This window comes from Roseobacter insulae, from assembly GCF_019375555.1.
GTDB lineage: Bacteria > Pseudomonadota > Alphaproteobacteria > Rhodobacterales > Rhodobacteraceae > Roseobacter > Roseobacter insulae.
In genome coordinates, this window is the sequence record NZ_JAHXDN010000006.1 from 80,716 (window position 1) to 102,589 (window position 21,874).

General features: G+C 61.0%; 20 protein-coding genes. 6 read left to right on the plus strand and 14 right to left on the minus strand.

Annotated elements, in window-relative coordinates; genetic code table 11:
* Window positions 1-305: 305 nt before the first annotated feature.
* The 3 genes from KX928_RS19650 to KX928_RS19660 form a co-directional block, all read right to left on the minus strand.
* On the minus strand, window positions 306-455 hold the full coding sequence (locus KX928_RS19650; protein ID WP_219506122.1) for a hypothetical protein: 150 nt from the start codon (window positions 453-455) through the stop codon (window positions 306-308).
* Window positions 456-522: 67 nt separating this feature from the next.
* Window positions 523-1,626 (minus strand): cysteine synthase A, encoded by a 1,104-nt coding sequence (cysK, locus tag KX928_RS19655; protein ID WP_219506124.1) that lies wholly within the window; start codon window positions 1,624-1,626, stop codon window positions 523-525.
* Between the two features lie 88 nt (window positions 1,627-1,714).
* Window positions 1,715-1,954 (minus strand): DUF1127 domain-containing protein, encoded by a 240-nt coding sequence (locus KX928_RS19660; protein WP_219506126.1) that lies wholly within the window; start codon window positions 1,952-1,954, stop codon window positions 1,715-1,717.
* Window positions 1,955-2,242: 288 nt separating this feature from the next.
* Between KX928_RS19660 and KX928_RS19665 the strand changes: the two genes are divergently transcribed.
* The gene (locus KX928_RS19665) at window positions 2,243-4,474 is read left to right on the plus strand and encodes an ATP-binding protein (protein WP_219506128.1); all 2,232 of its coding nucleotides are present in this window, start codon (window positions 2,243-2,245) and stop codon (window positions 4,472-4,474) included.
* Window positions 4,471-5,184 carry a response regulator gene (locus KX928_RS19670; RefSeq protein WP_219506130.1) on the plus strand — a complete coding sequence of 238 codons (714 nt, stop codon included), beginning with the start codon at window positions 4,471-4,473 and terminating at the stop codon, window positions 5,182-5,184. The genes KX928_RS19665 and KX928_RS19670 overlap by 4 nt, the downstream gene beginning before the upstream one ends.
* Before the next feature lie 2 nt (window positions 5,185-5,186).
* Here KX928_RS19670 and KX928_RS19675 read toward each other — a convergent pair whose 3' ends face one another.
* Genes KX928_RS19675 through KX928_RS19685 form a run of 3 tightly spaced genes read right to left on the minus strand, consistent with a single transcriptional unit; the run spans window position 5,187 to window position 8,145 of the window.
* On the minus strand, window positions 5,187-5,930 hold the full coding sequence (locus KX928_RS19675; protein ID WP_219506133.1) for a maleate cis-trans isomerase family protein: 744 nt from the start codon (window positions 5,928-5,930) through the stop codon (window positions 5,187-5,189).
* Window positions 5,931-7,091: a M24 family metallopeptidase gene (locus KX928_RS19680; protein WP_219506135.1), complete on the minus strand. Its 1,161-nt coding sequence runs from the start codon at window positions 7,089-7,091 to the stop codon at window positions 5,931-5,933.
* A gap of 25 nt (window positions 7,092-7,116) precedes the next feature.
* Entirely contained in the window at window positions 7,117-8,145 is a 1,029-nt protein-coding gene (locus KX928_RS19685) for an aldo/keto reductase (protein ID WP_219506137.1), read from the minus strand.
* A gap of 163 nt (window positions 8,146-8,308) precedes the next feature.
* Here KX928_RS19685 and KX928_RS19690 point away from each other — a divergent pair, with 163 nt between their 5' ends.
* The 3 genes from KX928_RS19690 (at window position 8,309) to KX928_RS19700 (ending at window position 12,048) form a co-directional block, all read left to right on the plus strand.
* Window positions 8,309-8,959 carry an SGNH/GDSL hydrolase family protein gene (locus tag KX928_RS19690; RefSeq protein ID WP_219506139.1) on the plus strand — a complete coding sequence of 217 codons (651 nt, stop codon included), beginning with the start codon at window positions 8,309-8,311 and terminating at the stop codon, window positions 8,957-8,959.
* The gene (locus KX928_RS19695) at window positions 8,960-11,251 is read left to right on the plus strand and encodes a molybdopterin-dependent oxidoreductase (RefSeq protein ID WP_308342400.1); all 2,292 of its coding nucleotides are present in this window, start codon (window positions 8,960-8,962) and stop codon (window positions 11,249-11,251) included.
* 131 nt (window positions 11,252-11,382) lie between these two features.
* Entirely contained in the window at window positions 11,383-12,048 is a 666-nt protein-coding gene (locus KX928_RS19700) for a D-lyxose/D-mannose family sugar isomerase (RefSeq protein ID WP_219506141.1), read from the plus strand.
* A gap of 1 nt (window position 12,049) precedes the next feature.
* Here the strand turns inward: KX928_RS19700 and modC are convergent, their stop codons facing one another.
* The 3 genes from modC to modA are packed head-to-tail and all read right to left on the minus strand — an operon-like array spanning window position 12,050 to window position 14,618.
* Window positions 12,050-13,147, minus strand: a complete 1,098-nt coding sequence (gene modC, locus KX928_RS19705) for a molybdenum ABC transporter ATP-binding protein (RefSeq protein ID WP_219506495.1) — start codon at window positions 13,145-13,147, stop codon at window positions 12,050-12,052.
* Window positions 13,144-13,836, minus strand: a complete 693-nt coding sequence (modB, locus tag KX928_RS19710) for a molybdate ABC transporter permease subunit (protein WP_219506143.1) — start codon at window positions 13,834-13,836, stop codon at window positions 13,144-13,146. The genes modC and modB overlap by 4 nt, the downstream gene beginning before the upstream one ends.
* On the minus strand, window positions 13,833-14,618 hold the full coding sequence (gene modA, locus KX928_RS19715; protein WP_219506145.1) for a molybdate ABC transporter substrate-binding protein: 786 nt from the start codon (window positions 14,616-14,618) through the stop codon (window positions 13,833-13,835). The genes modB and modA overlap by 4 nt, the downstream gene beginning before the upstream one ends.
* A 223-nt stretch (window positions 14,619-14,841) precedes the next feature.
* Here modA and KX928_RS19720 point away from each other — a divergent pair, with 223 nt between their 5' ends.
* Window positions 14,842-15,510, plus strand: coding sequence for a DNA-3-methyladenine glycosylase I (locus KX928_RS19720; RefSeq protein WP_219506147.1), 669 nt, complete (start codon window positions 14,842-14,844; stop codon window positions 15,508-15,510).
* Here KX928_RS19720 and arsJ read toward each other — a convergent pair.
* The 5 genes from arsJ to KX928_RS19745 all read right to left on the minus strand — a co-directional run bounded on the left by arsJ (window position 15,507) and on the right by KX928_RS19745 (window position 21,761).
* Window positions 15,507-16,760 carry an organoarsenical effux MFS transporter ArsJ gene (arsJ, locus tag KX928_RS19725; protein ID WP_219506498.1) on the minus strand — a complete coding sequence of 418 codons (1,254 nt, stop codon included), beginning with the start codon at window positions 16,758-16,760 and terminating at the stop codon, window positions 15,507-15,509. The two genes, KX928_RS19720 and arsJ, sit on opposite strands and share 4 nt — an antisense overlap.
* A gap of 2 nt (window positions 16,761-16,762) precedes the next feature.
* The gene (locus tag KX928_RS19730; RefSeq protein ID WP_219506149.1) at window positions 16,763-17,761 is read right to left on the minus strand and encodes an ArsJ-associated glyceraldehyde-3-phosphate dehydrogenase; all 999 of its coding nucleotides are present in this window, start codon (window positions 17,759-17,761) and stop codon (window positions 16,763-16,765) included.
* Complete coding sequence (locus KX928_RS19735) at window positions 17,758-18,606, minus strand: arsenate reductase/protein-tyrosine-phosphatase family protein (protein WP_219506150.1); 849 nt, start codon at window positions 18,604-18,606, stop codon at window positions 17,758-17,760. Before KX928_RS19735 ends, KX928_RS19730 begins: the two co-directional genes overlap by 4 nt.
* A 108-nt stretch (window positions 18,607-18,714) precedes the next feature.
* A complete protein-coding gene (locus tag KX928_RS19740; protein ID WP_219506151.1) occupies window positions 18,715-19,146 on the minus strand; it encodes a universal stress protein in 432 nt (143 codons plus the stop codon).
* The gene (locus tag KX928_RS19745) at window positions 19,143-21,761 is read right to left on the minus strand and encodes a TRAP transporter permease (protein ID WP_219506152.1); all 2,619 of its coding nucleotides are present in this window, start codon (window positions 21,759-21,761) and stop codon (window positions 19,143-19,145) included. Before KX928_RS19745 ends, KX928_RS19740 begins: the two co-directional genes overlap by 4 nt.
* Window positions 21,762-21,874 lie beyond the last annotated feature (113 nt).

Consider the following 21,874-nt stretch of genomic DNA (forward strand, 5'->3'; position numbering starts at 1 on the left):
ATGTCTGAACCGCGCCTCTTGTGTTTCAAGTGTTTCAGGCGCGTCCTGGTGTCCGTGCCCGACCGATGGGGCGTCGCCGCGCCGCGCTTCGGGTTCTAAGGGATATTCGCCAACCGGTGGTATCCGCCGCGACGAAACATACGTTTGCACGGGAAGCGGTCCCGCATGGTCATACCCAACGGGGACCGGGTGTCTGAAGACATACGAGAAACTACCACGATGGGGGGACGGCTCCGATCAGGCAATCTGATGCGATGCCGGAAATCAATGCCGCAGCCGGGGTGGCATCGGCTGCGGCGTAGCGCCTAGCCGGAGGTTGGCCACACACCGAATTCTTCGAGGAATTCCCGCGCCTCGCGCGGCATCTGGCGCGGCCCGGGTGTGGGATATTTCTGCCCGGCATGTTGTGCCATCTGGGCTGCGGCGTGGCGATTGCTGTTGTAAAAGCGGGCCATGGCACGCTCCTTTTCTGCTGGAGTTGAGTAGCGGGGGGGAGGGGCAGGCGCGCCCGCCCGACCCTGGTCAGAGGGCGATACCGGCGGGCATGCTCGCATCGTCTGCCTGCCTGTCCGGCGCCGTGACATCGAAAAGCGCGCCCGGTGTGGACATCGACAACTCTTTTTCGTCATCGGTCATCTCTGCCGGGATGTCTTCGAACAGCGGGGTTGAGAGGTAGCGTTCGCCAGTATCGGGCAACATGGCAAGAATCCTGGCGCCGTCGGGTACGGATTTGGCAAGATCGACGGCGGCTGCAAAGGTTGCACCGCCACTGATGCCACAGAATATCCCTTCCTCACGCGCCAGCGCCCTGGCCATCGCCACCGCCTGTGTGCCAGCGACGGTTTTCAGCTGGTCGATATCGCCTGCCTTCAGGGCGTCATGGGTCAATTTGGAGATGAAGTCGGGCGACCAGCCTTGCATCATATGGGGGTTGAACCCGGGATGGCTGGCCGCAGGGCTGCCATCCGGATTGAAAGGCTGGACCTCGCCGCTCGCCAGCAGATTTGCGTTATCGGGTTCGGCGACAACGATCTTCGTGCCCGGGCTCAGGCGCTTGAGGCCGCGGGCGACGCCATTGATCGTGCCGCCCGTGCCAAATCCCGAGACCCAGTAGTCCAGTCCGATGTCCTGAAAATCACGGGCGATTTCAACGGCCGTGGTCGCCTCGTGATAGGCGGCATTCGCAGGGTTTTCGAACTGGCGAGACTGGAACCAACCATGCATTTCGGCAAGTTCCTTTGCTCTTCTGACCATCCCGGTGCCCTTTTCGGCCGCAGGTGTCAGCACGACCTTCGCACCGAGAAATCGCATCAGCTTGCGCCGTTCAACGCTGAAGCTTTCCGCCATGGTCACCACGAGCGGGTATCCCTTTTGCGCACAGACCATCGCAAGGCCAATGCCGGTATTGCCACTGGTTGCCTCGACAACCGTCTGGCCGGGCTTCAGCGATCCGTCGCGTTCGGCCGCTTCGATGACACCGATTGCTAGCCGGTCCTTAACGGACCCCATGGGATTGAAGGCTTCAAGCTTCACGTAGATCTCGACGTTGTCGGGGCCCAGCTTGTTGATGCGGACTACCGGGGTGTTCCCGATGGTGTCGAGTATCGAATTATGTCTCTTCGTCATGATCTTCTCTTTCTGAAAACGTGTTTCCAATGCGGCAATCATCCGGGCGATGGGGCGGCGGACGGGCACCGTGAACAGCCCCGTGGCCTTACCAGAAGGGGCGGTGGGCGATTGCCTCAAAAGCCTCCCGATCGCTCGGCCGCATGACACATTCCGGGTTGAGACCGATGTCACTCAGCATCCGGTCATCAAGGCGCGTGACGTCATTTGACACGCCGGGCTCGATTGCGATCTGAGCAACTGTTTTGACGACCTTAACCGCGGCAGCAACCGCGTCGGCAGCCGCGTTGAAGGATATGGGTCTTGGCAAAAAACTGGTCACAGTCATGGCACTCACTCCGTTTTGGTGGCGAACCACCGGTCGTATGGTCTGATTTGTTGTGTTGCGATGGGGCTTGTTTTGCCCGTGTGATGTTGCAGTCGGATGTCTGCACCGGCCCGATCGTGTTTCAGTTTCGTTTTTCTGACGGGTGCGCTGTGAGGTTCAAAAGTCACCCCGTTTTCAACCACTTGGTGAGCGTGACGCAGCGGGTCGCGGGGCAGGGGCAGAAACAATTGAAACATTTGAGCGCATGCGGGAAAATCAACTGAAACAATCCGGGGATACTGTGCCATCATGAACAAGGCCGTCAGCTCCAATGATCACGAAGATCCCCGACCGCTGCGTGACGCATTGGAAGCCCTGACGGAAGGTGTCGCGGTTTTTGACCGGAACATGATCCTCGTCGCCTGCAATCAACGCTACGTGGATCAGTTTCCCCGGGCCGCGGATGTGATCGTGCCCGGGGTGCATTGGGACGACATGCTGACCGCCTGCCTTGAGCGGGGCGAATATGACGACCGGTTTGACGACACGCAGGCGTTTCTGAATCGCGCGTCGCATCACAGGGTCAATTTTGACCGCGATGTCATTGCCGAGCACTCCGACGGTCGGGCCTACCAGGTCAGGTTCCAGCCGACGTCCGACGGCGGCCATGTCGTGATGCGCCGCGATGTGACCGAGCATCATGCGGTCGATACCATGGTGCACGACCGCGAAACCCTGCTGGCAACCGTGATGGACACCAGCCCCGTGGCGATCGTGATGTCACATCTGGACGATGGCAAGATCACGTATCGGTCGCAGGAAGCGCGGGCAATCTTCGGGGAAACCAAATTCGCGGTCGAGCACCACCCGAGCAAAGAGGCATATGAGACCTTCATCGAGGCACTGGTGCGGGGTGATGCCACGGGAGCAAGCCATGTTACCTGTCAGCGCAAGGACGGCACCACGTTCGAGGCATCGTTTGCCGGCCGGATCGTGGAGTTTACGGGACGCGATTTCGTGGTGACGGCCCTTACCGACATTACGGAACAGCTGGAGCGGGACGCTCTGATCCGCCAGGTGTTGCAGGCCTGTCCGGCCCCGATCCGGATGATCTATGTCGACACCGGCGAGACGCTGTTCTGCAGCCCCGAAACGCAAGCGCTGTTTGGCGATGCTGTCTCCATCGAAGACTATTATGTCGATCCCGCGGATCGTGATCGCTACCTTCAGGAATTATACGAGAACGGAACCGTCAAGGAGTTCAAGGCCCAGTACTACAATCGGCATCGCAAGCCGTTCTGGTGTGCTGTTTCGGCCCGCCTGATCCGCTATAACGGGCGGGACGCGATTGTGTCCCACTCGCGCGATCTGACAGAGGAATTGAAGATCGAGGCGGAACTCAATTCGCAAAGAGAGAAAATCTACCAGACCGAGAAAATGTCGGCCCTGGGGGAGTTGCTGGCAGGCGTCGCCCACGAGTTGAACAACCCGCTGTCCGTTGTTGTCGGTCATTCGCTGATGCTGCGCGAAGACACTGCCGATCCGGATGTTCTGCGCCAGGTGACCAAGATTGGCAGCGCTGCGGAGCGGTGTGCAAAGATCGTCAAAACATTTCTGTCCATGGCGCGACAACAGCCATCGCGCACCGAAGAAGCGGACATCAATGAAATCATCCAGATTGCCGTTGACGTCGCGAGATACGGCGATCTTGGCAATACGCTGGATATTACCTGCGACTTGTCACCGGATTTGCCGACATGCATGGCGGACGGTGATCAGGTGACGCAGGTGGTAGTGAACCTGCTGCTGAACGCTGCACAAGCCATGCATGGCAGCAATACCGGCGACCGGGTTGTGGTCGCCACGCGGAAAAATGATCAGTCCGGTGATATCGTGATTACCGTTGAGGACAATGGCCCCGGGATCCCGAAGGCGCAACAAAGCCGTGTTTTCGAGCCGTTCTTCACAACCAAGGACGTGGGCAACGGCACCGGGATCGGGTTGACCCTGTGCCACCGTATCGTGCTGTCTCACAACGGAAATATCTGGATCGACAAGAAGTTCACGGACGGCACGCGTTTCGTGATCGAGCTTCCTGCTCACCACGAAAAGCGCAGCGGCGACCAGAAAGAAGCTCAGGTGCCCACACATGCGCCGAAAGCGGCGAAGGTTCTGATCGTTGATGATGAAATCGACGTGGCCGAGCTTAATGCCGAAATCCTGATGCGCGCGGGTTACGAGGTTGACGTGGCCAACAAGGCGAAACGGGGCATCGAGCTTTTGGGAAGCGGCCCCTATGATCTGATCCTGAGCGACCTGAACATGCCGGAAATAGACGGGCGCGGCTTCTTCGAGGCGATCAAAGCTGATTTTCCGCATCTTATCAACAGGATAGGATTCGTCACGGGGGATACGATGGGCACCTCCTCCCAGACCTTTCTCAAGGAAGCGAAAAGCCCGTTTCTGGAAAAACCTGTCTCGCCAAACGAGCTGAGATCATTCGTGGCAGGTATTCTGCAAGCAGCCGGAGGCGACGCATGACCGACAAGATCCCTACAATTCTGGTATGTGACGACGAGCCGGACGTGCGTGAAATGCTGGAAGAATACCTCAAACGCAGGGGCTTTGCCGTGGTTCTGGCGCAAGACAGCGACTCCCTGCGTGCAGGGATCGAAGCGCACCCGGTTGACCTGATCTTGCTCGACATCAACATGCCGGGCGAAGACGGCCTGTCGATCCTGCGCAGCCTGCGGCCGGAAAACGACGTGGCGGTCGTGATGTTGACCGCCGCCGGTGAAGTGATTGACCGAATTCTCGGGCTTGAAATGGGCGCTGATGACTATCTGGCCAAGCCGGTGGATCTGCGCGAACTCGAGGCCCGCATCAAGGCCGTGCTGCGCAGAAAGCAGGCCCCGGCGGCTGCGACCCCCGGGAGCTCGGCAGGCGGACGCACGGTCCGGTTTGGCACGTTCACGCTGGATATTGATGCCGCCAAGCTCTTTTCCGCAGACGGGGACGACATCCCGCTGACCGCGATGGAGTTCAGCTTGCTCAAGGTGTTTTCTGAGAACAAGTCACGTGTATTGAACCGGGATCAATTGTTGGAACAGGCGCATGACCGCTCTTGGGATCCGTTTGATCGCAGCATCGACATCCGGATATCCCGGCTGCGGCGCAAAATCGAAGCCAATCCGCAAAAACCTTCTATTATCAGGACGGTACGCGGTATCGGATACATCTATGATGGATGAATTCAAGCGCCTTTAAGCAGATCGCCGGGCAGGACGTCCGCACCGATAACGCCTGCGCATTGCAGCAGGTGCCAGCCCAGGACAAGGTTGCTGGAGATCACCGGAATCCCTGCGGCCCGTTCCAGATCGGGGACGACGTCCAGCGTGCGCAGGTTCGTACAGGACAAAAAAAGCGCATCCGCCTGTGCATTCTCCAGCGTCTGCAGGGCGGCGGCGTGAATGGATGGGCCGTCTATGCGCGCGACCTTTGCCTCCTCGGCTTCCGCAAAGGTGCCCAAAACAGGCGCGTCGATACCGTTGTCCGCCAGAACCCGGCGCAGGGTATCCGACACGCTCTCGATATAGGGGGATAACAGCGCAATCCGCTTTGCCCCCAGCGCGGCACAGGCGGCAAGAAGCGCTGAAACAGGTTCGGTCACGGCGGCGGTGCGTGTCCCATCCCGCACACAGGTCGCTATGCGCTCCACGCCGATCTGCGCGGTGCCGGACGTGCAGCCATATCCAACGGCGTCAAAAGCCAGATTGCGCGGAAACAGCGCTGCCGCATCGCTCAGATGGTGTTCCATCCGGGCCAGCGTCTCAGAAGTGACTTCGCGGGCGGAAGGCAGGCGGGTGACAAGCAGCCGCACCGAATGGGGGATGAGCCGCCGCATGTCGTCTTCCAGTGTCTCGTCGGATTGCAGGACCACCAAGCCGATCTGCGGCGGAGTGGTCTGTGTCATCGTGTAGGCATGGGCAGGGGTCATTTACATCAGCCTCGGCAGGTCTCTGGGAGCAGGCGCGGAAAGATATTCTGCACCCGTGCCCGAAACAACGATATTCTCTTCATGGACGAGCGTTTGCCCCGGCGCAATCTCGATGCCGGGCTCAAGTGTCAGCACCATCCCGGGTTCCAGCACGGTATCATCCTGCGGGATCAAGGACGGCCATTCGGTCAATTGCATGCCAAGCCCGTGCCCCAACCGCCCTGCGTCAGAGCCACCCTCGCCGCCGCTGACGATCCTGTCCATTGCATGAAAAAGATCGGCCGCCGTGGCGCCGGGCCGGGCGATCTCGAAAGCGGCGTCGGTGGCCTCGATCAGCCGCGCATAGGCATCATCGACGTCCCGAGGTACCGATCCGACCGCGTAGTTGCGATCAAAATCGCAGAAGTAGCCGTCCCAGACGACGCCTGTGTCCAGCATGAGCACGTCGCCCGACGCAAGTTCGCGGGAGACGGCAGGCGTGATGACGTCACCATAGCCGCCCGGGCCTGCGCCGCCGGCGAGGTAGCCGACCCAATCGGCCCCTTCCTCCAGACACAGCATTTGAAAGCGGCGAAAAACTTCGTCAAGCGTGACCCCGGTTCGTGCAATATCGCGGACCCGCGCAAAGCTGCGATCGGCAATCGTGCAGGCGTGACAGATCTTGGAAATTTCCGCATCGGTTTTGACCGATCGCAAGCGGCGCATGATCAGCTTGTCAGCGACGAGACGTTCCGGCCCAAGCGCATCCTGAAGCCGCGCGTAATCCGAAAGCGGCATGCGAAGATGCGATTCCAGCGCGCTGGGCACGCCGATTTTACCGCTGGGTGGGACCAGTTCCTTGAAGGCATCAGTTAAAAGCGAGAGTCCATCGTCACCATAATCGGGTGACCGCCAGGTTCGGATATCGGTGATCCAGCTTTGACCCATCAGATGGGCGCCGATGGAAGGAATAACGGCAACAGGCCTGCCCGCGGCCGGCAGGATCAGAAACCACGGGCGGGTGGGGCTTTCCCAAAACCGCGTGAGAAAGCCGGTGAAATACCGCACTTCGGGCTCGGTCGTCAGCAACAGGGCTGCCAGACCGGCCTCCGCCATGAGCCGTTGGGCCTTACCGACCCTTGCTTCGTACTCGGACGTCGGGAACCCACGCTGCACTGTCATCACCCTTTCTGCGCCTTGCCTGTGATCAGGTCGGTGCGTCTTCGCGCATCAATCCCCTGGCTTTCAGATCGTCCCAGAGTGCGCCGGGAATGTCTGCGGCCGCCGCCTGCAGATTTGCCGTCATTTCACTCACACCCTGGCCACCGGGAACGACCGCCACATGCGCGGGATGCAGCAGCGGGAACTGGAAGGCCGCGTCAACCATGCGCACCCCGTGGTCGGTGCAGACCGCTTCGATGGCATTGACGCGGTCCATGATGTCCTGTGACGCGGGTTCGTAGTTGTAATACGCCCCCGGTTTTGCGCCCGTGGCAAGAATGCCCGAGTTGTAGGGGCCGCCGGTAACGATGCCGATGCCGCGCGCCTCGCAAAGCGGCAGAAAGCTGTCCAGCGCCTTCTGCTCTAGAAGCGTGTAGCGCCCTGCGAGCAAAAACAGGTCAAAATCGCCGCGTTCCGCCAGAGTCTGGCAGACCTCCCATTCATTGATGCCGCCGCCGATGGCCTGAATCATGCCCTGATCGCGCAGCGAGATCATCGCATCATACCCGCGCCCGCCAAAGAACTCTTCGATTCGCATGTCCGAGACCTCCTTGGAACCATGCGAGAAGATACACAGGTCATGCACATAGAGGATGTCGATCCGGTCCACGCCGAGGCGGGAGAATGAATGCTCCACCGACCGCATGACCCCGTCATAGGTGTAATCGTACTGTTCGCGGCGCTGCGGCACCTCGAACCACTTGCCGACCCCGGACCGGTGCTCCGGCGCGCAGTGCTGCATCAGGCGCCCTACCTTGGTCGACAGCACGTAGTCCTCACGCGGCTTGTCGCGTAAAAAGGGGTTCAGCCGGGTTTCCGACAATCCCATCCCGTAAAGCGGCGCAGTATCATAGTAACGCACGCCACCCTCCCAGGCCGCGTCCAGCGTCGCGCGCGCCTCCTCGTCAGATATCGCTTTGTAAAGATTTCCCAGCGGTGCCGTGCCAAAGCCTATTTCCGTGAAGGTGAGCCCACCGTTGCCAATGCGGTCCCAGTGTCGTGTTTTCAAAGCCATGATGTCTCTCCCTCGGTGATCGGGGGATACTTAGCGCAGTTTCCCTTTGCCTGAACAGGGGACAAAACCTACTGTCGTGCAGAAGTGACCGCCAATGTGGTGCCGGTCGTCACGCGCAACGCCTGATCGACCTGTCGCCCCCGACAAGGAACAGACCTGCCCGATGGCACCGCGCACCGTATTATGCTTTGGCGACAGCAATACACATGGCACCTTGGCGATGCGGTCAAACGCGAACCGCCCGCGGCTTGCAGGGGCGGAGCGTTGGCCGTCTGTCATGGCGCAGGCCCTGGGCGCCGATTGGGAGGTGATTGCGGAGGGGCATCCGGGACGCACGGCTGTCTTTGACGACCCCATCGACGGTCTGCACAAAAACGGGCTGCGATCGTTACATGCCATTCTTGAAAGCCACCGGCCCATCGATCTTGTTGTGGTGATGCTGGGGACCAATGATCTGAAATCGCATTTTGGCGCGTCGGCCTTTGACATCGCCGCTGGCCTTGGACGGCTGGCAAAGGAAATCCGCAGATGCGACAGCGGACCGGACGGCACGGCACCTGCGGTCCTTCTGGCAGCCCCGGTGCCGGTGCTGGAAACCGGCATTTTCGTCGACAGTTTTGCCGGCGCGGCCGAAAAATCCAGACAGTTGCCGCGCCACCTGCGGAAGGTCGCCAGGGAATTGAGCGTGGGCTGCATCGATCTTGCGCAGGTGGCGCAGGTTGATCCCGTGGATGGCGTTCATCTGGATGCGAAGTCACATCACGATATCGGGCTGGCGATGGCGGATGCTGTCAAAGCTGAATTGAGGGTCTGAGTGCCGCGCAGGCCGCACAGGCTGACGGCCAGCCATTGGGGCGCCGGTGTGGTCGAAACCCACGCTGACCGTATTGTCGCCGTGCACCCGCATCCCGATGACCCGCATCCGTCGCTGATCAACCAGAACATCGCTAGCAGCCTGAACGGTCGCGCGCGGGTATTGCGGCCTGCGGTTCGCAGTGGGTGGCTGGAAAATGGCCCGGGCGGTGGCACCCGCGGCGAGGACAGTTTTGTCGAGGTGAGTTGGGACAGGGCGCTCGACCTTGTTGCAGCAGAGCTGACGCGGGTGCGCGACTTGCATGGCAATGGCGCACTCTTTGCCGGATCCTACGGGTGGTCAAGCGCCGGCCGGGTGCATCACGCGCAAAGCCAGCTGAAACGGTTTCTGAATTGTCAGGGCGGGTTTGTGCGCTCGAAAGGCAACTACAGCTACAACGCGGCGCTGGTCCTGATGCCTTACATCGTGGGGCCGTACCGTGATCATGTGGCGCAAGCCACGCGCTGGTCGGTTATTGCGGAACACAGTGATCTGGTGGTGATGTTCGGCGGCATGGCGGGGCGCAATACCCAGGTGTCGGACGGTGGCGTGGCCCGACACAGGATGCGGGACAACCTCGCGGCCTGTCACACGCAGGGTGTCCGGTTCGTCAATCTCAGCCCTATGAAAAGAGATGCCGACGCCGAGCTTGACGCGGAGTGGCTGCCGCCGCGCCCCGGAACAGATACCGCCGTCATGCTGGGCCTTGCGCATTCCCTGTTGGTGCAGGGTCTGTGTGACCGGGATTTTCTGGATCGCTATACCATCGGTTTCAACCGTGTTGAGCGATACATTCTGGGCAGGGACGACGGAGTGCCAAAAGATGCCCAATGGGCCGGGGATATTAGCGGCATTCCGGCAGAACGCCTCATCGCGCTGGCCCGTGACATGGCGCATTCGCGGACAATAATTACCTGTGCGGCAGGCGTGCAGCGCGCGGATTTCGGCGAGCAACCGTTGTGGATGACCGTGACCCTTGCCGCGATGCTCGGCCAGATCGGTCTGCCCGGCGGTGGCTATACCATCGGCTACGGGGTCAACGCCAATATCGGCAATATCGAACGCCCCTTCCGGTCGGGCACGCTGCCGCAGGGGACCAACGCAGTGGATAAATTCGTTCCGGTGGCGATGATTTCGGACATGTTGCTGAACCCCGGCGCGCGATATGATTATGATGGCGCGCAGCGGCAGTTTCCAGACATCCGGCTTGTCTGGTGGGCCGGTGGCAACCCGTTTCACCACCATCAGGATCTCAACAAGTTGCGCAGGGCGTTCCAGAAACCGGAGACGGTGATCGTGAACGAGCTGAATTGGACGGCAACCGCGCGGCATGCGGATATCGTGCTTCCGGTCGCCGCACCGCAGGAGCGGACGGATTTCGGCGCCGGCAAGTCCGACAATGCGCTTGTGCCCATGCCCGCGCATGTTGCACCACCGGGAGAGGCGCGTATCGAATATGACATCTATGCCGATCTATCGGCGCGGTTGGGCACGGCCGATCACTTCACCGAAGGGCGCGACATCGAGGCCTGGACCCGGGAAATCTGGACAACTACGCAGACCGAGGCGCGCCGCCATGGCGTATCACTTCCCGATTGGGAGGCCTTCTTGGCCGGTGACGTGCTGACATTGCCCGACCCCTCGGCAAATCAGGTGTTTTTGGCGGATTTCCGGGCCGATCCCGTCGCACACCCGCTGCCAACCCCAAGCGGCCGTATCGAGCTGTTCTCGCATGCGATTGCCGGTTTTGCCCTCAACGATTGTCACGGCCACGCAAGCTGGATGCCGCCCCGCGATCAGCCCTCGGCCCTCTATCCCCTCAACCTGCTGTCGGGCCAGCCCGGCACGCGCCTGCACTCGCAACTGGACAATGGCGCGTTCAGTCTCAGCCGGAAAATACGGGGACGTGAACCGGTGATCCTGCACCCCGGCGATGCCGCAGCGCGAGGTATCGTCGATGGCGACGTGGTCGAGATATGGAATGCTCGCGGACGCTGCCTCGCGGGCGCGGTGGTCAGCGACGCCATTCTTCAAGGCTGCGCCTTCTTGTGGACCGGCGCATGGTATGATCCCGATTTCGATGCAGAGCAGCATCGGGACCGCCATGGCAACCCGAACGTTCTGACCCACGATCTGCGCACATCTTCCCTGAGCCAGGGTCCCGCCGCGCATTCCGCAACGGTTCAGGTTGCGCGCTTCGAAGGCGTGGTACCTGATGTTCTGGCGCATGATCCGCCACGTTTTTCGCCCTGAGCGCGCCCCACGGCCGGGCTTCGGCACCGCAGTTAGCGCTATCTTGAGTATTTGCGTGGCTTCTGGCATAGGATGGCTCAGCCAGAACACCCCGGTTTTGCGCCGTTCAGAATCTGCGAAAGAGACTTGAGATGAACCGTTCCGACGTCAATGAAATCCTCAAGGAAGGGGATGCCTTCATTCGCAGTTTCGGTCACATTCTGCCGCCCTTTGCCTATTGGGACCCCGACAGAATGCGCAGCGTCGAGGCCGCACCGCTGCGTGCGCGGGGTCTTGGATGGGACATCACCGATTACGGTGAGGGACGTTTTGACGAGATGGGATTGTTTCTGTTCACAACCCGCAACGGTACGGTCGAAGACCTCGGGCAGGGGCGTGGCATGCTCTACGCCGAGAAGATCATGATCACGCGGGAAAAGCAGTTGTCCCCGATGCATCGGCACAACATCAAGGCCGAGGATATTATCAACCGGGGCGGCGGCGAGTTGATCATCGAACTGTTTGCGCCGGATGCGGCGGGCAATATCGACCGGGCGGCGGATGTGACAGTGCCCTGTGACGGCGTTGAACGAAGGCTGCAGGCGGGGGCTCACCTGCGGTTATTGCCGGGGGAAAGTGTGACGCTGATGCCCGGCGTGTGGCATGCGTTCTGGGCGGAAAAGGGCGATTGTTTGGTGGGAGAAGTCTCCACCGTGAACGACGACCGTACGGACAACGTCTTCGAAATGCCGATCGGACGTTTCTCCGACATTACCGAAAACGAACCACCGCTGCATTTGCTGGTGTCCGATTACTAGCTCAGGTCCGGTTCATCACATCGCCTACCGCGTCTCTGGGCAAGGATACCGCCTTCAGAACGGCAAAGACACTCTGTCCGGGGTGAAGGTTCAGCGCCTCCGCAGACCGGCGCGTTACCCGCGCGAGCAGCACCGAGCGTCCAAAGCTCAGCTGCACGATCACACCCGGCCCGGTGCCGACCCTGAGGTCCCGGATCGTCACATCCAGAATGTTGAGCGCGGAAATCCCGTCGGGCCGGACGATTGCCAGCATGACATCCTGCGCACCGATCCACAGCCGCACATCCGTTCCTTCTGGTTGCGTCACGCGTGGCATCAGCAAATCGCTGCCTTCCGCCCGCAACGTGCTCAGCCCGTCAGCATGATGCGCCGTGACCCGCGCCGTGATCATCGCACCGGCGGCACGCACGCCCAGCGGGGTGACGGCAGGATCGCTGAGCACCTCGGCCGCCGGGCCCTGACCGGTGACCCGCCCCTTGTCCAGCGCAACAACCGATGTCGCGATGCGGGCCACTTCGGTCGCCGCGTGACTGACGTACAGGATCGGCACTTTGGTCTCGTCACGCAGGCGCTCGAAATATGGCAGGATCTCTGCCTTGCGCGCCTCATCGAGAGAGGACAGAGGTTCATCCGCCAGAATGAGGCGGGGGCAGGCCAGAAGCGCGCGGCCAATGGCAACGCGTTGTTTTTCGCCACCCGACAGGGCCGCAGGCCGCCTTGAAAGCAGGTCACCCAGCCCGAGCATGTCCACGATCCGGCTCATATCTTCGCGCGGTGCCGATTTTGGCGCAAACCACTGCCCATAGGCGAGGTTCTGGCGCACGGTCAGATGCGGAAACAGGCGCGCATCCTGAAAAATGTATCCCAACCGGCGTTTATGCGGGGGCACCCAATGGTTGGTGCTGGTGTCAAAAAGCACCCAGTCCTCTGTCGCGACGCGCCCTTCATCCGGTTTAAGAAGCCCGGCTACTGCATTGATGATAGTTGTCTTGCCGGTGCCGGAGCGACCGAACAACACGGTAATCCCCGGCGGCGCGTCAAACGCCACATCCAGTTCGAAACCCTCGAACCGGTGGCGAAGTATGACACCAAGCGTCACGCAGCCACCCGCCGGTTGGCCCGTCTGGCCAGCCACTCTGAGATCAACAGCGCTGACATGGCGATGATGACACTGACGATCACGAGGCGCCATGCCGAGCTTTCACCGCCCGGGACCTGCAGGAACGCATAGATGGCAGAAGGGACGGTCTGGGTCTGACCGGGGATGTTGGAGACGAAAGTGATCGTGGCGCCGAATTCCCCCATTGCCTTGGCAAATGCGAGGATCGCGCCCGCGAGGATGCCCGGCAGGATAAGCGGCAGGGTGACCGTCACGAAAACCCAGGCGCGGGAGGCGCCAAGTGTCGCGGCGGCCTGCTCCAGCTTGGGGTCTACCGCCTCGATGGACAGCCGCATCGCGCGGACCATCAGCGGAAACGCCATCACCGCCGCCGCAAGTGCGGCCCCCGTCCAGCGAAAGGCAAAGACAATTCCGAAAGGTTCCAGCAGGCGACCGACCGGACCCTGGGTGCCGAAGGAGGTCAGGAGCAGGTAGCCCGTGACCACCGGCGGCAGGATCAGGGGCAGATGGACAAGCCCGTTGATCACCTGTTTGCCGGCAAAGTCGCGACGTGCCAGAAGATGCGCCACCCATAGACCAAAAGGCAGGCTGAGACAGGTCGCCCAGAAGGACACCTTCAGGGACAAGGCGACCGCGCGCCACTCATCGGGGCCGAGCCAGTCTGTCATGACGCCCCGTTGACCACGGCAAAGCCCTGTCGCTCAAACATGTCGCGCGATGCCGGAACACGCAGATAGTCAAAAAACGCCCGAGCAGCAGGCGTGTCGCGTCCCTCGATCAACGCTGCGGGATAGGTGATCTGTGGATGGCTCGATGGCGGGAAGGTCGCAATCACGCTGACACGCGGCTCGGCGATGGCGTCAGATTTATAGACCACGCCGAATTTGGCCTCGCCAAGGGCGACCAGCGCAAGGGCTGCCCGCACGTTGTCGGTTTGCACAATCCGCGTTTCAAGCATGTGCCAGACACCGAAATACGACAACGCCGATTTGCCGTAAATCCCGGCAGGTACCGCATCAACAAGCGCCATCGCGATGCGGGCGTCCCCGAGACGCGCCACCAATGCGCTTGGTTTGAGATCGACTGCCTCGTCGGTGCCATGGGCAATCAGCACGAGATCGTTGGTCAGCAGGTCCTGCCTGCTTTGGGGCACAAGGCTGCCGCGCGCCTCTGCCCAGTCCATCCAGTCGGGATTGGCCGAGATGAAGATATCGGCAGGCGCTCCGAGCGCTATGTGACGCGCCAGAACCGGGGTTCCGGCATAAGACACTGTCACCACGTGCCCGGTATCGGCCTCGAATGCGCCTGCAATTGCGTCCAGAGCGGTTTTTAGGCTGGCGGCAGCAAAAACCGTAACGTCATCCGCGCGGGCGCTACCGGGACCCAGAGCGCTCAGACCCGCGCTCAGAAAGAGCGCTGCGCAAAACTGCCACGCAAAGCTGTGCCGCATTCAAACAGGCCCTTCGTTGTTTGCATTTCTCTGTGAACATATCGCCTTGGGGTCCCGGTCTTGCAAGCGTCATCTCCTGCACGGGCCTGCGCGCATCCGGCGCGATCCGCCTGCACAGGTCGGTTTCGGGGGTGCGTTTTATGCACAACCGGCTGTGATGCAATCGCTGTATCGCGCCGGTGCGGCAGCAATTATGGTACCCCCTTGAAAAGAAGGAGGGAACATGCGCAGCTTGGAAGATATTCTTGCCATCAGTGTGGGGCGCAAGGGGTCGGTCGAGGCGATTTTCGAGGGGTTCGCGCCGTCGAAAACACCGGCGGAACTGGCAGCGCAGCCTGATGATCGTTGGCTCTCCGCGATGACCCGCGCGATTTTCAACGCCGGTTTCAACTGGAAAGTCGTGGAGTCAATGTGGCCCGGTTTTGAAGCGGCTTTCGAGGGGTTTGCACCGGGTCGCTGTTCGATGATGGATGATACGTGGTTTGATGCGTTGGTGACCAACAAGGCGATTGTGCGCCACGGCCCCAAGATCCGCGCCGTGCAGGAGAACGCGGTTTTTATCCGCGAGGTGGCGGACAGCCACGGCGGTTTTGGCACGTTTGTCGCTGGTTGGGATGTAACCGAATTCGCGGGGCTGCTCGCCCATCTGAAATCGAACGGCACACGGCTGGGCGGCACCACCGGTCAGTATTTCCTGCGCTCCATGGGGGTGGATGGGTTCATTCTGTCGCGCGACGTCGTGGCCCGGCTGATCGCCGAAGGGGTGATTGACAAACCGCCAACCTCAAAGGGCGCCATGACCGCTGTCCAGACCGCTTTTTCCGAATGGCACCGGACATCGGGCCGATCGCTGAAGGAGATCAGCCGGATATTGGCCACCAGCACAGGTTAGACCGGTTGCGGTGCAAGCGGGCGCAGCCGCGACGCGCCGTAGACGCTTGCCGCCAGCAGCAGCGCGGCGGTTCCCAGGCAAAGCGGCAGGCCTCCGATCTGGTAGCTCAGCCCCGACAGGACGGTCCCGAGCAAGCGCCCGGCGGCGTTCGCCATGTAGTAAAACCCGACATCCATGGTCACCCGGTTGCCGGAACTGAAGGCGAGGATCAGGTAGGAGTGCAGGGCGGAATTTACAGCAAATATACCGCCGAAAATCAGCAGGCCGACGATCAGCGCGGTGGTAAGCCACGTGGTTGGGGTGGGCGTGGCCAAGCTCAGACTCGCCAGAACTGCCGGGACGATGATCAGCAAAGCCCCCCATCGTTGCGCGCTCATGATGATCTGGTCTTCGCTGCGCGTTGCAGCCTTCATCAGCCGGGGAGCCGCTGCCTGAACCGCCCCGTAAAGGATGATCCACAGCGCCATGAAACTGCCGATCGTGAAAAACGCGGTGCGGTTGCCCGCCTCCGTCCCGTCCGACAACACGGCATAGAAATAGATGGGAATGCCGACGACGAACCAGACATCGCGCGCCGCGAAAAGAAACACGCGCGCGAAACTCAGCCAGTTGATGTTGGCATTTCCGGAGAGGACGTCGCGGAATTTTGCATCCTTGCGGCCCACCGGCAGGCCCGAGGGCATCTTCAGAACTACCGCCACCAGGATCACCGCCAGAACGGCTGCCATCCCCAGGACCGCAGCCTTGAGACCCACCACGCCGAGCAGAACAGCGCCGATCAGAAAGCCACATCCCTTGACCGCATTCTTGGAACCCGTCAGCAGCGCAACCCACCGAAAAAGCCCGCCCCGCGCGGTCGGGGCAAGCAGCTTCACGGCGGACTTTGCGCTCATCTTCGCGAGGTCCTTCGCAACACCGGACGCCCCCTGGACAGCCATGACGAACACCACGGAGGCGGTGATCGTCCACGCGGGATCAAGCTGCGCCAGCGCGATCAGCGCGGCCACCTGCAGCGCCAGACCGGCATAGAGTGTGGAGGTCAGGCCAAAGCGCGCGGCAATCCAGCCTGCGCTGAGGTTGGTCACGATCCCGGCGATCTCGTAGAGCACAAAGAGATACGCAAGCTGCACCGGCGAGAACCCGAGCGTGTGGAAATGCAGCAGAACCAGCATCCGCAACGCGCCATCGGTCAGCATGAACGCCCAGTAGGCGGCGGTCACGGCGACATAGGCGGCGCCCGCGCGCGGCATGCTCACAACGACTTGCCTACCATGAAGGCCACATCGACGAGCCGGTTCGCATAGCCCCACTCGTTGTCGTACCAGACATAGACTTTGAGCTGTGTGCCATTGACAACCATTGTCGACGGCCCGTCAACGATGCCCGAGCGGGGGTCGTTCGTGTAATCGGCGCTGACCAGCGGTTTGGTCTCGTAGCCAAGGATGCCCTTGAGTGGTCCCTTTGTCGCGGCCTCAAAGAGGGCGTTGGCCTCTTCCACCGTGGTGGCGCGTTCCAGTTCAAAAACGCAATCCGTGAGCGAGGCGTTCAGCAGGGGCACCCGCACCGCATGCCCGTTCAGACGCCCGGTGAGTTCCGGGTAGATCAGGGTGATCGCCGTGGCGCTTCCGGTCGTTGTGGGGATCAGGGAATTCAGCGCAGACCGCGCCCGCCGCAGGTCCTTGGCGGGACGGTCCACGATCGTCTGGGTATTCGTCACATCGTGAATTGTGGTGATAGATCCGTGTTTTATGCCAATGTTCTCATGGACCACCTTAACCACGGGCGCGAGGCAGTTCGTAGTGCAACTGGCCGCGGTGACAATGCTGTGCCGGGTGGGGTCGTAGACATCGTTGTTTACGCCAAAGACGACATTGGCCGTCGGCCCGTCCTTGACAGGCGCGGAAACCACCACCTTCTTCACACCGGCGGCAAAGTAAGGGGCCAGTGCTGCGTCGGTCTTGAAGGCGCCGGTACAGTCGATGACCACATCGATGCCTTCCAGTGGCAGGCGATCCAGCCTCGTTTCGCCGTGAACCGGCAGCCGCATGCCGTCGATGGTGAGGCTCTCGCTGTCTGCATCAAACGCGGCGGGCCAGCGCCCGTGAACGGTGTCGTATTCCAGCAGATGTGCGTGCATCGCGGGGTCGCCCACCGCATCGTTTATCCAGGCAATTTCTGCGCCCCGTTCGAGCAATGGCCGCAGGGCAAGCTTGCCAATGCGACCCATTCCGTTAAGGGCGTAAACAGTCATTCAGGAGTTCCTTCCAATTCATCCGCGCCGATTCTGTCGACGGCGGCTTGCAGCGATATGCGGTTGTGAGTTTCGATGGGCAGGGCCGCAAAGGCCTTGATGCGGTTACTAAGGGCGCCGTAGGCCTGCTGGAAAGCCAGACGACGTTCCGCGAGACTGCCTTCGGCCTTGACCGGGTCCGGCAGGCCCCAGTGGCCGCTGATCGGTTGTCCTTCCCATGCCGGGCATTCCTCGTTCGCGGCGCGATTACAGACGGTGAACACGAAATCCATCTTCGGGGCATCGGGGGTCTGGAATTCGGAAATATGCTTGGACCGCAATATCGATGTGTCATGGCCTTTCGAGGTCAGCATCTCCATCGCGAGGGGGTTCAGATCGGAACCGGGCCTGGTCCCGGCCGAGTAAGCTGCGAACCTAGATCCTTCCAGATCGCGCAATATCGATTCCGCAAAAATGGATCTTGCGGAGTTGCCCGTGCAGATAAAGAGAACGTTGTAGGGGGTGTCAGTCATCGTCAGCGCTCCTTTTTGGGGGGAAAGTGAGAACGGCGGGCACAGATCCGGCCGTCCACGACAGCAATCGGTGAACAGGTAGTCAATAAGCTCGGCCGCTGCCGCAGTATGGGCGCGGTACCGCAGGGACGTTCCGAGGCGCTGCTGCGTGATCAGTCTCGCGTCGCTCAGAACTGACAGGTAGACAGATGTGGTTGACGCCTTGAGGTCCAGTGCCGCGGCGATTTCGCCTGCGGGCACCGCGTCCGGAAAGCGGCGCATCAGCAACCGGAATACGCTCAGGCGCTGCGGGTGGCTAAGGGCGGACAGGCGGGTAAGGGATTCTATTTCCATAATTCATGAATATTGGAAATATAGGTTGATGCAACCCCTATTCGGCCCCCCAAAAAGAAACAGCGCACCCGGCGTCGGGTGCGCTGTCATTGTCAAAAGCAGGTCGCCCTATCGGACGACATGCACGCTGCAGTTTGAGTGGCGCACGACACGGGCAGCATTGGGCCCGAGTAAATAATCCTTGAAATCGGGTTTATGCGCCCCGATCACAATCAGCCCACAATCGGTTTCCTGCGCGACATGCAGGATTTCCTCGTATGCACTCCCCGTCGCCACGACATGGCGCACCATGGCGTCGGTGTCCGCCCCGAGGCTTGCGGTGATCTCGTCGCTCAGCAGTTGCCGGGCTTCGGCAACGGCCTTCTCGTGGTGATCCGACTCAAAGTAGGTGCTGACGATGCTTTGTCCGAAATCCGGCACCACCGTCACCACGTCCAGCGACGCCCCATCCAGATCGGCGAGTTTCTTGGCCATTTTCAGAACAGCGGCATCGCGGCCTTTGTGACTGACATCAATCGCACAAAGTACAGAACGGCTCATGCGGGGACTCCTTCTTGTTTTTCTTCTTTGCCCGCGCGGCCGCGCTGCAGCAGGATGATCAGCCCGAGGAACAACAGCGCCGGCAGGAACACCAATTCCTTGGGCATCTGATCTGCCGGGGCCTTCACGGCTTTGACGGTCACGAATTCGTCGCCGTAAAAGTCATAGCCCTGGAAGGTCTCCGCATAGGGTGTGCCAAAGAGCGGCTCTTCCAAGGTGATCTCGTCACCCTCTTCGACGGTCAGCAGGCCGTAAGCCTCCATCCGGGTGCCTTCAGCTTCGTCACCGATGGGCACCAGCAGCGTGGTTTCCTTGGTCTCGCCGGTGTCAAAGTCAGGGCCGCTGACGATCACCCGGAATTCACGCCCCACGGGCGCGCTCTCCACCTTTTCGGCAAAGTTGGCCGGGGCGATATCCTCAAACGGAGGCTGCAGGCGGTCCATGAAGAAATCCGGACGGAAGAGCATGAAGGCGATGAACACCAGGGCGACGCTTTCGTAGATGCGGCTGCGGGTCAGGAAGTAGCCCATGGTGCCTGCCGTGAAGACCAGGATCGCGATGGTCGCCGTGATGAAGACCAGTATCCCCTGGGCCCATCCCACATCGATCAGCAGCAAGTCCGTGTTGAAGATGAAGACGAAGGGCAGGGCGACCGTGCGCAGGGAATAGAAGAACGCAATGAAGCCGGTACGGATCGCGTCCCCGCCCGAGACGGCGGCAGCGGCGAAACTGGCAAGCCCCACGGGCGGCGTCACATCCGCCATGATCCCGAAGTAGAAGACGAAGAGGTGCACCGCGATCAGAGGCACGATCAGCCCCGATTGCGCGCCCAGTTCGACAACCACCCCGGCCATCAGCGACGAGACCACGATGTAGTTCGCCGTGGTGGGCAGTCCCATGCCCAAGATGAGGCTCAGGAGCGCCACCATGATCAGCATCAGGATCAGATTGCCGCCCGACAGGAACTCCACCAGGTTGGCCATGACCTGTCCCACGCCGGTCAGCGTCACCGTGCCCACGATCACACCGGCGGTGGCCGTCGCAAGGCCGATGCCGATCATATTGCGCGCACCGTCGATGAGGCCCTGCAGCAGGTCCACGACACCATCACGGAACGCATTCACCATATCGTTTTCACCGCGGAAGATGGACTTGAGCGGTTTCTGCGTGAGCAGGATGAAGAACAGCAGCATGGTGGCCCAGAAGGCTGAGAGGCCGGGGGACTTCTGTTCGATCATCAGGAAGTAGACCAGCACGATGATCGGCAGCAGATAGTAGAGACCCGCCTTGTAGATTTCCCCGATAACCGGCAATTCGACATGTTCGGCGTTCGGATCATCCGGCATGAGGTCTGGCACCTGTGCGGCCAGCGCCAGCAGCAGAATATACACGCCACAGACAATCGCGGTCATGATCAGCCCGGCGGAACTCGGTGCCCAGGCGGTCACAGCCTCGACCGGGAACTGCGAGCCATAGCAAAGCCCGGCAAAGACAAGGAAGAAGGAGAGCATCCCGACAACGGTTTTCACCATGGACACTTCGCGATCGCCCAGGGTCGGCATGTTGTTCTTCACCGCTTCGAGATGCACGATATAGACCAGCGCGATGTAGGAAATCGTCGCGGGCAGGAAGGCGTGGGTGATCACCTCGACATAGGAAATGCCGACGTATTCCACCATAAGGAAGGCCGCAGCCCCCATGACCGGTGGCATGATCTGGCCGTTGACCGAAGAGGCCACCTCGACCGCTCCGCCTTTCTCAGACGAGAAGCCCACGCGTTTCATCAGCGGGATGGTGAAGGTGCCGGTGGTGACCACATTGGCGATGGACGACCCGGAGATGAGGCCGGTCGCAGCAGAGCCGACCACGGCGGCCTTTGCCGGACCACCGCGCAGGTGACCCAGCGCGCCAAAGGCCATCTTGATGAAGTAGTTGCCCGCGCCCGCCTTATCGAGCAGGGCCCCAAAGAGCACGAAGAGAAAGACGAATTTCGTCGAGACCCCGAGCGCGATGCCAAAGACCCCTTCGGAGGTGATCCACATGTGGCTCATCGCCTTTTGCAAGCTCGCGCCTTTCCAGCGGATCACGTCCGGAACCGCCTGTGAGGCGCCAAAGAAGACGTAGAGCAGGAAGATCGTGGCAATGATCGCCATGGCAGGCCCAAGTGCGCGGCGCGCGCCTTCAAAGAGGATGATCAGGCCAACCAGCGCAAACCACTTGTCGGTGTCATCGGCGAGGCCGCCGGAATTCACGATCTTGTCGTAAAAGATATAGCCATAGAGCGCGATGAACGCGCCCCCCAGCGCCAGAAGCCAGTCGTGGACCGGGATGTAATGGCGCGGGCTGGATTTCAGCATCGGGTAGGCCATGAAGGCGAGGAAAATGGCAAAGGCCAGGTGGATCTGGCGCGAGTTGTTGATCACGGAACCCGGCAGCAACTGATTGGACAGCGGCGAGGCCAGCATGACCTGAAACAGCGACCAGACGATTGCGACAATCGCCAGAAAGGTGCCGACGGACCCGGCCGGGTTGCGGGCGCCTGCGTCCGACGAGGAGACGAGGTCCTGAAGTTCTTCTTCGGTCAGCGCACGGCCGCCGCTTGTCTTATCTGCCATTTAACTGTCTCCCTGACGCGCCACGTTATTTTTTATGCGGCTTTATTGTCGTTTGGTGTGCCCGGTGGCGGGCTTCAAGGGGCGGCGGACCGCCCCTTGCACTGGCTAAAGCC